The organism is Nitrospirillum bahiense, from assembly GCF_007828025.1.
GTDB lineage: Bacteria > Pseudomonadota > Alphaproteobacteria > Azospirillales > Azospirillaceae > Nitrospirillum > Nitrospirillum amazonense.
This window is the reverse complement of sequence record NZ_VITO01000002.1, coordinates 365,669-378,524: the sequence shown is the minus strand read 5'-3', so window position 1 is coordinate 378,524 and position 12,856 is coordinate 365,669. Positions and strand designations below refer to the sequence as shown.

Annotated in this window: 12 protein-coding genes; 3 read left to right on the top strand and 9 right to left on the bottom strand. The window is 68.0% G+C overall.

Annotated elements, in window-relative coordinates:
* The first annotated feature begins 27 nt into the window (after positions 1-27).
* Complete coding sequence (locus tag FBZ88_RS04380; protein WP_211102509.1) at positions 28-582, top strand: cytochrome b; 555 nt, start codon at positions 28-30, stop codon at positions 580-582.
* Positions 583-675: 93 nt separating this feature from the next.
* Here the strand turns inward: FBZ88_RS04380 and rpsD are convergent, their stop codons facing one another.
* The 6 genes from rpsD to FBZ88_RS04350 all read right to left on the bottom strand — a co-directional run bounded on the left by rpsD (position 676) and on the right by FBZ88_RS04350 (position 6,690).
* Complete coding sequence (gene rpsD / locus FBZ88_RS04375) at positions 676-1,290, bottom strand: 30S ribosomal protein S4 (protein ID WP_145615591.1); 615 nt, start codon at positions 1,288-1,290, stop codon at positions 676-678.
* Positions 1,291-1,557: 267 nt separating this feature from the next.
* The gene (locus FBZ88_RS04370) at positions 1,558-2,256 is read right to left on the bottom strand and encodes a peroxiredoxin-like family protein (RefSeq protein ID WP_145615590.1); all 699 of its coding nucleotides are present in this window, start codon (positions 2,254-2,256) and stop codon (positions 1,558-1,560) included.
* A gap of 102 nt (positions 2,257-2,358) precedes the next feature.
* On the bottom strand, positions 2,359-3,000 hold the full coding sequence (locus tag FBZ88_RS04365) for a tetratricopeptide repeat protein (RefSeq protein WP_211102508.1): 642 nt from the start codon (positions 2,998-3,000) through the stop codon (positions 2,359-2,361).
* A gap of 131 nt (positions 3,001-3,131) precedes the next feature.
* A complete protein-coding gene (locus FBZ88_RS04360) occupies positions 3,132-3,854 on the bottom strand; it encodes a tetratricopeptide repeat protein (RefSeq protein ID WP_145615588.1) in 723 nt (240 codons plus the stop codon).
* Positions 3,855-3,988: 134 nt separating this feature from the next.
* Positions 3,989-5,695, bottom strand: coding sequence for an amidohydrolase (locus FBZ88_RS04355; RefSeq protein WP_246138486.1), 1,707 nt, complete (start codon positions 5,693-5,695; stop codon positions 3,989-3,991).
* A 62-nt stretch (positions 5,696-5,757) separates the two neighbouring features.
* Positions 5,758-6,690 carry an alpha/beta fold hydrolase gene (locus tag FBZ88_RS04350; protein ID WP_246138485.1) on the bottom strand — a complete coding sequence of 311 codons (933 nt, stop codon included), beginning with the start codon at positions 6,688-6,690 and terminating at the stop codon, positions 5,758-5,760.
* Between the two features lie 147 nt (positions 6,691-6,837).
* Between FBZ88_RS04350 and FBZ88_RS04345 the strand changes: the two genes are divergently transcribed.
* Positions 6,838-7,707 carry an AraC family transcriptional regulator gene (locus FBZ88_RS04345; protein ID WP_145615586.1) on the top strand — a complete coding sequence of 290 codons (870 nt, stop codon included), beginning with the start codon at positions 6,838-6,840 and terminating at the stop codon, positions 7,705-7,707.
* Positions 7,708-7,721: 14 nt separating this feature from the next.
* Here the strand turns inward: FBZ88_RS04345 and FBZ88_RS04340 are convergent, their stop codons facing one another.
* Both FBZ88_RS04340 and cimA read right to left on the bottom strand, forming a co-directional pair.
* A complete protein-coding gene (locus FBZ88_RS04340) occupies positions 7,722-8,528 on the bottom strand; it encodes an RNA methyltransferase (protein WP_145615585.1) in 807 nt (268 codons plus the stop codon).
* A gap of 31 nt (positions 8,529-8,559) precedes the next feature.
* Positions 8,560-10,182: a citramalate synthase gene (gene cimA, locus FBZ88_RS04335; RefSeq protein ID WP_145615584.1), complete on the bottom strand. Its 1,623-nt coding sequence runs from the start codon at positions 10,180-10,182 to the stop codon at positions 8,560-8,562.
* Positions 10,183-10,605: 423 nt separating this feature from the next.
* On the opposite strand from cimA, the gene FBZ88_RS31255 reads away from it, so the two are divergent.
* Positions 10,606-12,312, top strand: a complete 1,707-nt coding sequence (locus FBZ88_RS31255; protein ID WP_145615583.1) for a methyl-accepting chemotaxis protein — start codon at positions 10,606-10,608, stop codon at positions 12,310-12,312.
* Positions 12,313-12,371: 59 nt separating this feature from the next.
* Here FBZ88_RS31255 and FBZ88_RS04325 read toward each other — a convergent pair whose 3' ends face one another.
* Positions 12,372-12,761 (bottom strand): VHL beta domain-containing protein, encoded by a 390-nt coding sequence (locus FBZ88_RS04325; RefSeq protein ID WP_145615582.1) that lies wholly within the window; start codon positions 12,759-12,761, stop codon positions 12,372-12,374.
* Positions 12,762-12,856: the final 95 nt, after the last annotated feature.

Here is a 12,856-nt window from a genome sequence, read left to right as displayed (position 1 = left end):
GGCCGTTGACCTGGAAGGAGGAAACAAATGGATCGCACACCCTTGGCCGAGTACGGCGGCGCCATGAAGGGGTTCCACTGGCTGGTGGTGGCCCTGCTGGTGGTGCAATACGCTTTGGGCTGGACCATGCCGGAGCTGCGCCGCGGCATGCCGCCGGAGGGCCTGGTCAACCTGCACCTGTCCTTCGGCGTGGCCATCGGCACGGTCATGGCCTTGCGCCTGGCCTGGCGGGTGCTGACGCCCCAGCCGCCAAGCGATCCCACCCTGCCGGTGTGGCAGCATAGGGCGGCGGCGGCCGTCCACGGCCTGCTGTACCTGCTGGTCTTCGCCCTGGTGCTGACCGGATGGGCCGACGCGTCGCGGCGCGGCTGGCCCGTGACCCTGTTCGGCATCCTGGACCTGCCGGCGCTGGTGGCCACGGGCTCCACCGTCGGCCGGGCCTTGGGCGAAGTGCATGAAACCCTGGTGACCGTGCTGCTGGTCCTGGTGGGCCTGCACGTGGCCGCCGTGGCCGCCCATGTCGTGCTGTGGCGTGACCGGATCATGGATCGCATGATGCCCCGTCTCCGCCCCCGGAGCTGAAGGCTCGGGCCGCGCCAGCCGGGCCGCGCCAAAAGAAAAGGCCGCGTCCCGGGGGGCGCGGCCTGATCTTTGCGGTTCCGGAAGGAGCCTGGATTAGCGCGAGTAGTACTCGACCACCAGGTTCGGTTCCATGGTCACCGGGTACGGGACGTCGGCCAGGTTCGGGGCGCGGACGAAGGTGCCCTTCAGCGCGCCGGTGTCGACCTGCACGTACTCGGGGGTGTCGCGCTCACCCGAAGCGACGGACTCCAGGATGATGGCGAACTGTTTGGCCTTCTGGCGCACTTCGATGGTGTCGCCGTCCTTCACGCGGTAGGAGGCGATGTTCAGGCGCTTGCCGTTCACCAGGATGTGGCCGTGGTTGATGATCTGACGCGCGGCGAACGGGGTCGGCGCGAACTTCATGCGGTAGACCACGGCGTCCAGACGACGCTCCAGCAGCTGAATCAGGTTCTCGCCGGTGTCGCCACGGCGACGGACGGCTTCCTGATAGATGCGGCGGAACTGACGCTCGCCGATGTTGGCGTAGTAGCCCTTCAGCTTCTGCTTGGCCATCAGCTGCAGGCCGAAGTCGGACGGCTTCTTGCGGCGCTGGCCGTGCTGGCCGGGGCCATATTCGCGGCGGTTGACCGGGCTCTTGGCACGGCCCCACAGGTTGACGCCAAGGCGGCGGTCAATCTTGTACTTGGACTCTAAACGCTTGCTCATCTCTAAGCTCCAGAGTGCCGCTGTCGCGGCTTGTTGTCCCGGTAGTTCCATGGCGCCCCTTCCGGCATAAATCCGGATCGGAACCCATGGACAGGGACAAGGGGAGAGATCCCCCGGACCCACCTTCCCGGGAAGGGAAGGCCGGCACTATAAGCACGACACTGGCTGAGTCAACGGAAACCGCAGACATCGGGCCAGCGCCGGCCGCAGGCGGCCCATGCGGCGCCGGTTTAGCGCCCCCGACCCCGCATCGCAAGGCTTCCAGCCTTATTCCGCCGCGCGGTGGGCGGCATCCTGGAACGCCAGGGTGCACGCGGCTTGCAGGACGGGGCCGGGCTCCGTCCGCGCCAGCCAATCCGGGGTGACGTCGGCGTAGCGCACCACACCATCGCGGTCCAGCAGCAGCACGGCGGGCATGGGCAGGTCCCAAGTGCCGGTGCCCGTGACCTCCCCCAGCGAGGTGCCCTTGGCCAGCTGGCTGGCCTGGGAGGCGGCGTTGGCGGTGAAGACGATGCCCAGACGGCGGCCCAGGGTGTTGTCGCGGTCGCTGGCGACGATGAAGGTCAGGTCGTGGCGGCGCTTGATGTCCACCAGCCGCTCCGGCACCTGGGGACTGACCGCCACCAGCTGAATGCCCAGGGCGCGCAGGCCCGGCTCCAGATGGCGCTGGTAATAGGGCAGCGCGATGTTGCAGGCGGGACAGGTGGCGAAGCGGAAGAAGACCAGCGCCACCGGCCCCCGGGCCAGCAGCGCGCCCAGGTGCAGCGTGCCGCCCTCCACATCCTGCAGCACCTCACCTACCAGCCGGTCACCCGGCCGGACGAAGGCGCTGCGATCCGCCGTCTCCACCAGTTCCCGCCGCTGGTCGATGTTGATCTGCAGCTGGGCCGGATCCATGGTCGCCACCCGATGGGCGTGCAGGTCGGCGAACAGCTGGGTCAGGGTGGGTTCGGCGGATTGGGTCATGGATGGGCTCCCAGGTTTGACGGTTGCCGCCACTCTGCCAGCGGCGGCAGCCTGAAAAACCCGAGGAATCCTTGAGCGTCTTATTGGCCGGGGTGAAGTCGGCTAAGGGGTCCGGCCTTGAGCCTTGGCTTGCCGCCGCCGGATATAGGCCAGTTCCTCCTTGGCATCGTCATCGTCCGGCAGCACCGCCAAACATTGCTGGTAGGTCGCGGCAGCCTCCTCCAGGCGACCCATGGCCGCATAAACGCCGCCCAGGCCGTGATAGGCGTCGTACAATTCCCCCCACCGCCGGTCCGCCGGCGACAGTTCGGACGCCGCCGGCAACGCCGCCTGATAGGCCTCCAGCGCCTGGGGCAAGTTCTGCTGTGCCTTGTAGAGGGCCGCCAGACGGGACAGGATCGCGGCGTTGCCTGGCGATAGGTCGCGTGCCCGTTCCAGGCTCTCCACCGCGCCCGCCGTATCGTTCAGCACCATCAATTCATAAGCGCGGTAGGCATAGGCCTGCACCAGCCCCGCCTCCACGATCCGCACACTTTGCTGCCGGACGGCCGCCTCTTTCAGATAGCGGCTGGCCTCCGCCTGGGTGCGGGCGCAATAGAGACGTTCCTTGATGTCGCGATAGCGCGCCTCGTAGGCGGCAATGATCTTGTTGAAATAGCCGTCCAGGGCCAGGCGGGCGTCCCCGCCGCGCAAAGCCGCCAGCCCTTCCTGTAGGCCATCCGCCAGCCGGGGATCGGGCGCCAAGTCAACGCTCGGTATCGGTGCCGCGCCTTGGCCAGCCGGATCCGGCCCCGGCGGGGTGGCCCACGCCGCAGCGGGCGCCAGGGCCGCCATCACGATACAGCATCGCAGCAACGGGCCCATGTCTCACCTCATTACTGGGCCTGTCGCGCTTGCTTCGCCCGCTGTCCGGCGATGTACTGCAGCTCATTCTTGGCGTAGCCGTCTTGCGGGTTCTTCTCCAGGCACTTCTTATAGATGGCCTCCGCCTCATCGAGCTTGCCCGTCTCGGAGTCGATGTAGGCGATGCCATGGTTGGCCTTGGCCTCCATATCCGCTTCAAGTCCCGGCCGCGCAAAGCCGCTGACAAAGGCGGCGGCCGCTTGATACAGCTCCATCGCCTGCGGCCATTCCTTCCGCAACTTATGAATGTTCGCCCGTTCCATCATGATTTGCGGATTGAACGGGGCCAGTGCTTGGGCCTGCTGCAGAACCGCCTCACCTCCGGCGAGATCGCTCATTTCCACCAGCGCATAACCTTTGAAATACAAGGCATAGGCCCAGGTGTCGTCCAGCGCCACCGCATGCTTGCCGTCCTTGGCCGCCATCGCCATGTAGGCCAGCGCCTCCGCCGGATTGGCGATGGAATAGACCTGCACCTTGCCGTCCTTGTAGGCCGCCTCGTAAGCGGCGATGATTTTATCGAAGTCGGTGTCGATGGCTTGGCGTGGCTGGCCAGACTGCAGCATTTGCAGGCCCTCGCGGATCAGGTGCCTCATCTCCTCGTGATCGACCTTGTCCGACGGCACCGTTGGTCCGGCAGCGCTCCCACTTTCCTGGGCGGTCGCACGCCCGGCTCCAGCCAACAGACCCGCCATCAATAGAATAGCGAATACCCCAGCGCGCATTGTCCCCCCCGATCTCCACCGCTGCAATCGTGGCGGCTTGGCGATCATTCTATCAGCGCGATTGTGGTGCGCCAGGGGCACAACCCGGGCAGCGCCCTAAAATCCTACTTCCCGGCATCGTACACCTTCCGGCCGTCCACCCAGGTCGACAGCGGCTTGATGTCGGCGATCTGGCGGGGGGCCACGGTCAGGGGGTCAGCGCTGAGGATGACGAAGTCGGCGCGCAGGCCCGGCTTCAGGGCGCCCACCTCCTCTTCCATGAAGCCGGCGTAGGCGGCGTCGCGGGTGAAGCCGGCCAGCGCCTCCTCCCGCGTCAGCTTCTGGTCGGGCAACCAGCCGCCCGGGGGCTGGCCGGCCAGGTCCTGGCGGGTGACGGCGGCATAGAGCCCCAGCATGGGGTTCACCTTCTCCACCGGGAAGTCTGAGCCCAGGGCCAGGCGCGCGCCGGCGTGGCGCAGGCTCTGCCAGGCATAGGCGCCGGCCAGCCGGTCATGGCCCAGGCGCTTTTCCGCCCACGGCATGTCCGAGGTGGCGTGGGTGGGCTGCATGGAGGCGATGACGCCCAGCTGGGCGAAGCGCGGGATATCATCCAGGGTCAGGATCTGGGCATGCTCCACCCGCCAGCGGTGGTCGCTCTTGGCGTCGGCGCCCAGTACCTTGGCGTAGGTGTCCAGCACCAGGCGGTTGCCGCCGTCGCCGATGGCGTGGGTCGCCACCTGGACGTGGCAACCCTTGGCCTTGGCCACGATGCGGGGATAGTCGGCGGGGTTGGTGACGTAGATGCCGCTGTTGCCGGGATCGTCGCTGTAGGGGCGCAGCAGCTTGGCGCCCCGGCTGCCCAGCGCGCCGTCCATGTACAGCTTCACCGCCCGCATGCGCACCCGGCCGGTGGGGTCGGTATAGCCGCCGTTTTGGCTGCACAGCCAGGCCAGCGCCTCATGGTCGCCGTCGGCCATGGTGTAGAGGCGCACCGGCACCTCCCCCTTGGCGGCCATGTCCTGCAGCACGCGGAAGGACTGCAGGTCGATGCCGGGCTCATGCGTGCCGGTCAGGCCCAGCGACACCATCTCGGCGAAGGCCAGCGTATAGTTCTGGCGGATCTGGTCATCGGTGCGCGGCGGCAGGGCCTCGGTCAGCAGGTCCATGGCGTTGTCGATCAGCACGCCCGTGGCCTTCTTGCCCTTGCGCACGATGCGGCCGCCTTGCGGTTGCCAGCTGCCGTCCAGGCTTTTGGCCTTGGGTTGCGCCGCCATGACACGCAGGGCGGCGCTATTGATCCAGACGGCGTGGCCGTCGATACGCTCCAGCCGCACCGGCCGGTCGGGAAAGGCGGCGTCCAGGTCGGCGGCGGTGGGGAAGGCCTTGTCCGCCCAGCGGTTCTGGTCCCAGCCCCAGCCCTGCAGCCAATCGCCCGGCGGCAGCTTGGCCGCCTGCGCCTTCAGGCGGTTGAGGATTTCGGCCTTGCTGGTGCTGCCCGACAGGTCGGCGGTCAGCAGCGCCGCCCCCTCCTCCTGCACATGGCCGTGGGCGTCGATCAGGCCGGGCACCACGGGGGCGCCGCCGGCATCCACCGTGGCGGCACCGGGATAGCGCTGGGTCAGGTCCGCCGTCTCCCCCACCGCCAGCAGGATGCCGCTCTCATCCCAGGCCAGGGCGCTGGCCGTGGGGTGGACGGCATCCTCGGTATGGATGAGGGCGTTGACCAGCAGCGTGGGCGCGGCCCATGCCTGCCCCCCCAGTGGGCCCCCCAACGGGCCGGTCAGCAGCGCCAAACCAGAGACCGCCGCCGCGACCCGTCCCATTCGCATCATGATCCCCATCCCCTTGGTTTCATTGCCGCCAAGGGTACAGGGGATTTTCTTGCGGTCAAATTCTAGAGGAAGGGCTCCACCGCCGCCAGGAAGGCCTTGGGCGTCTCAATCATGGGGGCGTGGCCGCTGTCGGGGATGGTGACCAGCTTGGCCCCCGGAATGCCGTCGGCGTAGAACTGGCCATCCGCCGGGGGCAACAGCTTATCCTCCGCCCCCCAGACCACCAGGGTGGGGATGGTGATGTCCTTCAGCCTGCCATCCACCGTCTCGTTCAGCAGCGCCGGGTTGCTGTAGACGGCGTGGATGGTCCAGGCGTCGCCCTTGGACAGGCTCCAGGCGAAGCCGCGCTTCAGGGCCGCCGGCCCGGTGGACCAGCGCGGGTCATGGAAGATGGCGCCCAGCATGGCCTTCTGCCCCGCCAGCGAGGCGGCGGGGGGCGGGGCGTCGGCGCCCGCCGGCTTGGGGCCAAAGGCCTTGGCCATGGTGTCATGCCGGCCGGCGGCGTCACACAGGACCAGCCGCGACGGCTTGGGCAGGGCGAAGGCGGGATCGGCGGCGATGCCGTCCAGGGCCTGGATGGTGTATTGCGCCGAAATCCAGCCGCCCAGGGATTCGCCCATCAGGGTGAAGTCCGTCACCTTCTTCTGCCGCAGGAATTCGCCCAGGAAATCCACCCAGGTCTGGATGGCGTAGTCGATCATGGGCTTGTCCGAGGCGCCGAAGCCCAGTTGGTCCAGCGCCAGCACGTGGTGGGTCTTGGCGAGGTCGGCCATCACCTTGCCCCAGTCGCCCTGCGCGCTGCTGCCCAAACCGTGGACCAGCACCAGGGTCGGGCCCTGCCCCGCCTCGTAATATTTGATGGAGGCGCCGAACAGCTGGATGGTCTGCGCTTCGCTCTTCGCCGCCCGTCCGGCGGCGGCGGGTTGCGCGGCATCGGCCGCGTGCCCATCCCCCGGCGCCATAAAGGGCGCCATCGCCAAGGCTGCCGCCAGCATCGCCGCCCGTATCATCGTCCCTGACCGCATTGCCTTCCCCGTATCGTTGGCCGACCCGTCGGCGTAGGAGCACCAGGGTGCCTCCCTTCCCCCCAAAACAGCAAGACCGGTCAGGACAGGGATGTCGGCATTGGTCATAGTGCCGGCATGAGCCAGCACACCCCCGACCGCCTCGCCGACCTCTTGTCCTGGATCGAGGACAATTTGGACCAGCCGCTGACGCTGGACGGCATCGCCGCGCGCATGGCGCTGTCGCCCTACCATTTCTCCCGCCTGTTCACGGCCCGCATGGGGCGCAGCGTCATGGCCTACGTTCGTGGACGGCGGCTGGTCAAGGCGGCGCGGCGCCTGACCCGCGAGCCGGAGGTGCGCCTGATCGACCTGGCGTTCGATTGCGGCTTCGACTCCCAGGAAGCGTTCACCCGCGCCTTCGGGCGCCTGTTCGGTGTCTCGCCCGGCCGGTTCCGGCAAGGCTACTCCGCCATCCCCTTTGAAGGACAATATCCCATGAGCCTGCCCGACAGCACCGATGTCGATGTCATCCGACTGCCCGACCTGGTTTCCCTGGACGCCTTCACCGTCGCCGGCCCGTCGCGGCGCTTCGACGGCGCCACCAAGGCCACCATCCCCCAGCTCTGGCCGGCGCTGATCGGCGCCCTGCCCTTCGCGGGACAGGAACCCAGCTGGGCCACCTATGGCGTGGTGTGGGCGGCGGACCGCTCGGAAGGCAGCTTCGATTACATGGCCGGCGTGCGCGTCGCCCCGGACGCCACGCCGCCGGCGGGGTTCACCACCCTGCGCATCCCCGCCGCCACCTACGCCGTGTTCCGCATCACGTTGAACGGCGGCCCCCTGCACCCCCAGGTCAAGGCGGCCATGGACCGCATCTGGGGCGAGCTGATGCCGGCATCGGGCCTGAGGGTGGCGGACAGCCCGGACTTCGAGCTTTACGACAGCGAATTCGCCCCCACCCGCCCCGGCGCCGTCATCGACTTCCACGTGCCCGTGGTGACGTGAGGGAACCCTGGCGATCAGTGCCCCTTCACGGGGCCGCCGTCCTTGCGCCGGCCAACAAGCGCGGCGATCACCCCGTGCAGGGTGCGCACCTCCTGCTCCGTCATGTGGGCGCGCTGCAGCATGTTGCGGATGTTGCGCACCATGCTGGGGCGCTTTTCCTCGCTGGTGTAGAAGCCGGTGGCGTCCAGCTCCAGCTCCAGGTGCTCGAACAGGTTGACCAGTTCTTCCTTGGTCGCGGGGCGGGAGTTGCCGGTGTAGAGCTGCCGCTCCGGCCCCTCATAGCCCGCCTGGAACCATTCGTGCGCCACCAGCAGCACGCACTGCGCCAGGTTCAGGGAGGAAAAGCCCGGGTTCAGTGGGATGGTGATGATGGTGTCGGCCAGCGCGATGTCGTCATTGACCAGGCCGGTGCGCTCCGGCCCGAACAGGATGCCGACGCCGCGGCCCACCTGGGCATGCGCCCGCATCTCCGTCGCCGCCTCGCGCGCCGTCAGCACGGTCTTGACCATGTAGCGGGGGCGCGCCGTGGTGGCGTAGACCTTCTGCAGGTCGGCGATGGCGTCCTTGGTGCTCTCGTACACGCGGGCCTGGTCCAGCACCAGGGTAGCGCCGGCCGATGCCGACACCGCCTTCTCGTTGGGCCAGCCGTCGCGCGGATTCACCAGGCGCAGGTCGGTCAGGCCATGGTTCAGCATGGCCCGCGCCACGGTGCCGATGTTCTCCCCCAACTGGGGCTCCACCAGGATGACGGCCGGGCCCGCGCCCTCCTCCGTCCCTTCAGCCTGGGATTTGGCGAGCATACGGCGGTCGGTTCCACTCATGGCACTTGGGTCCTGAAACTGCTGGCGTCCCTCAGGCGGTGGGGACGGTGGCCCCCGCGCGGTAGAGACAATAGGTGATGCTGTCGAACAGCGCGTTGAACGAGGCGTCGATGACGTTGGCCGATACCCCGACGGTAACCCAAGGGGCGCCGTCCGGCATCCGCGTTTCGATCATGACGCGGGTCACCGCCTTGGTGCCGTCCTGGGGGGTCAGGATGCGGACCTTGTAGTCGACCAGCCGCATCCCGTCCAGATGCGGGTAGGCGGGGATCAGGGCCTTGCGCAACGCCGTGTCCAGCGCGTTCACCGGGCCGTTGCCCTCCGCCACCGTCATCAGGGCGTCGGCCACGCCCGGCACCTCCAGCTTGGCGGTCGCCTCCGACAGGGTCACCAGCTGCCCCTGGGCGTTCCAGCGCCGCTCATCCAGCACGCGGAAGGAGATCAGGCGGAAATAATCCGGCAGGGTGCCCAGCGTGCGCCGGGCCAGCAGTTCGAAGCTGGCCTCCGCCCCGTCATAGGCGTAGCCCTCGAACTCCCGCCGCTTCACCGCCTCCACCAGGGCGCCCACGCGCGGGTCGCCGGGCTCGATGCTGATGCCCACCTCACGCAGGCGGGCCAGGACGTTGGAGCGGCCGGCCTGGTCCGACACCACGACATGGCGCCGGTTGCCCACGCTCTCCGGCGGCACATGCTCATAACTGGTGGGGTCCTTCTCCACCGCCGAGACATGCAGGCCCCCCTTGTGCGCGAAGGCGCTTTCGCCGACATAGGCGGCGTGGCGGTTGGGGGCGCGGTTCAGCCGGTCGTCCAATAGGCGGCTGACATGGACCAGGCGGCGCATCCCCTCCTCGTCCACGCCGGTCTCATACCCCATCTTCAGGGACAGCGTGGGAATGAGGGAGATGAGGTTGGCGTTGCCGCAGCGCTCGCCCAGGCCGTTCAGGGTGCCCTGGATCATGCGGGCGCCGGCGCGCACCGCCGCCAGGCTGTTGGCCACGGCGTTCTCGGTGTCGTTGTGGCAATGGATGCCCAGCCGGTCGCCCGGGATGATCCGCGCCACGGCCGCCACGATGGCCTCCACCTCATGCGGCAGGCTGCCGCCGTTGGTGTCGCACAACACCACCCAGCGGGCCCCGCCCTCGTACGCCGCGCGCACGCAGGCCAGGGCGTAGTCCGGGTTGGCCTTGTAGCCGTCGAAGAAATGCTCCGCATCGAACAGCGGCTCGCGGCCCCGGGCCGCCGTCTCCGCCACGCTGTCACGGATCAGGTCCAGGTTTTCGCCGCGCGGGATGTTCAGGGCCACGTCGACATGGAAATCCCAGGTCTTGCCCACCAGGCAGACGCCGGCGCCCGGCACCCCGTCCGTGGCGTTGAACAGGGCGTTCAGGCCCGGGTCGTTGCCGGCGCTGCGCCCCGGGCGGCGGGTCATGCCGAAGGCCGTCAGCCGCGCCCGCTTGAAGCGGGGCGGGTCGGCGAAAAAGGCGTCGTCCGTGGGGTTGGCCCCCGGCCAGCCGCCCTCGATATAGTCGATGCCCAACGCATCCAATTCCCGCGCGATGGCCGCCTTGTCGGCCGCGGTGAAGTCCACGCCCTGGGTCTGCGCGCCGTCGCGCAGCGTGGTGTCGTACAGGTAGATGCGGGGGCGATCGGTCATAACCAGGCCAGATAACGTAATGGAGTTGCGACAATGGCCCATCGCACGCAACGAAGCAACCTTGGAAGCCCTCAAGGACGGACATGGCGGCCCTGCCGGACGCGGTGCGCCCTGATCCGACGACATCGGGATGGATCGCGGGACATTGGTAAAAACCGCCAGGCGCTTCCGGATGTGATTGACTGTGACATCCACGGAAGGCGGACAAGTAGAATTAACCAATCAAATTGGCAAAAACCTACACACAGATGTTGCGTTCTTTTGTTCAGAACCTATACTTTTTGCATAGTCAAATTCTTGAATCATCCTGGTTAATATCGATAATTTTATTGAATTTTACTCCCGCGAGCGACCGCCGCTCCGTCGTCTTGCTATTTATTGACCCGTTCCGGCATCCGTCCCCCTTTTCCAAGGAAACCGCCCATGACGCTTTGGCTGAACCTGTCGCTGCGCGCCAAGGTCCTCCTCTCCTTCCTGGCCGTCCTGGTCCTCATGGCGGCCCTGGGCGGCACGTCCCTCTGGACCCAGGCCAGCCTGGGACGGACGACGGACACCCTGGCCGGCCAGGCGCTGCCCAACGCCGTGCGGCTGGGGGAACTGATGGAAAGCCTGAATCGCTATCGCCGCCTGGAACTGCGCCTGGCGCTGGCCGCCGCCGTGCACGATGCCGGCGATGTCAAAGGGGCGGAGGATGATTTCCCCAAGACCCGGGCGGCGGTGGAAACGGCCATCCGCGATTACGCCGCCAACGTCAACGCCGACAGCCCGGACGGGCACTCCCTGCGTACCTTCACCGAGGCCTGGCAGCGCTACACCGCCGCCACGGCCAAACTGGTGGGCCTGATCGATGCGCATGACGATGCCGGCATGCAGAGCTTGGCCTCCGGCCCGCTGAAGGACGCCTTCCGCGCCGTGATCAGCCCTCTGACGGACACGCTGGACTGGAACGCCCGCCATGGGCAGGAACTGGCGCGGGCGGCGAACGCCACCCGCGAAGCCGCACGCACCGCCGTGCTGGGGGCGCTGGCCGCCAGCCTGGCCTTGGGGCTGGTGGTCATCCTGGCCATGTCGCGCACCGTGGCCCGCCCCTTGACCGCCATGGCGGACGCGCTGGGCCGACTGGCGCGCGGTGACCTGGAGGGGGCCGTGCTGGCCCAGCAGGAGCGACGGGACGAGGTCGGCCTGCTGGGCCGGGCGCTGGCCGTGTTCCGCGACAACGCCCTGGCCGTGCGGCTGCTGGAACAGGAACAGGCGGCCCTGCGCACCCAGGCGGAGCGGGAGCGCAAGGCCGCCCAAGCCGCGGTGGCGGACGCCTTCGAGGCCCAGGTGGCCAGCCTGGTCGATGCCCTGGCCACCGCCGCCCGCGAGATGAAGGACACGGCGGAGTCCATGGCGGACGCGGCGGGTGTCACCCGCGACCGCTCCAGCGCCGTCGCCAGCACCGCCCTGCAGACCTCGGCCAACGTGCAGATGGTCGCCACCGCGTCGGAGGAACTGGCCGCCACGGTGCAGGAGATCGCGCGCCAGGTCGAACGCTCCCGCCTGCAGGCCCAGGACGCCATCGCCGACTGTGCCGCCTCCACCGAGGTGGTGGGCCAGTTGCGGGACAGCACCAACCGCATCACCGAGGTGGTTGAGATCATCGCCGGCATCGCCGCGCAGACCAACCTGCTGGCCCTGAACGCGACCATCGAGGCGGCGCGCGCCGGGGAGGCCGGCAAGGGCTTCGCCGTCGTGGCCGGCGAGGTCAAGGCGCTGGCGACACAGACCGCCAAGGCGACCGAGGACGTGACCGCCCAGGTCCAGCGCATCCAGGGCTTGAGCGAGCGCACGGCCGCCGCCATCGCCGGCATGCAAAGTGCCATCACCGGCATGGCCGACATCGCCATGGCCATCGCGTCGGCCGTGGAAGAACAGACCGCCGCCACCCGCGAGGTGGCCCGCGGCATCAACGAGGCCGCCACCGGCGCCGAGGACATGTCGCGCGACATCACCCAGGTCAGCGCCGCCGCCACCACCACCGGCAGCGCCGCCACCCAGATCAAGGGAACGTCCGGCAAGCTGGCGGAACATGCCGACGTGCTGACCGGCGCGGTGGAACGGTTTCTGGGGACGGTGCGGGCGGCGTGAGGGGGCCGGAAAAATAGGGGGCGGCACGGCCCCGCCGGGCCCATGCCGCCCGCCGGCGCTTATTCGACCTGGCAGCCCACCTGCTCGTACGCGAAATCGCCGCTCTGCAGGGAGATCTTCATTTTGCAGGCCGAGGCCTGCACCGGGCGGATGGGGCCCAGGCAAACGGCGCCACTGGGCGTGAACGCCTCCAGATACCAGATGTGGCCGACATAGGTGACGAAGTCTGCCGTCTGCTTGGGCTGCAGGGTGGTGTAATGGGTAAGGACCCCATCGAAGCCCGCCCACAGCACATTGATCTGGCTGTTGGTGGTGTTCTGCAAGCTCAGGCCGGACTTCACGCGCGTCTGGGGCGACGGCTCCTGTTGGTTGTCGCATTGCTGCGCACTGGCATACGAGGCGGACAGCAGGGGAAAAGCGAGGGCGCAGAAGAAAGCGAATTTACGCATGATCGATCTCCTCAATACTTGATATGTTCATTACGCGTAAGCAAATAGCGACCACAGAAACTTTTCTGCCAATTTTAAATTTTTCTAATTACTGA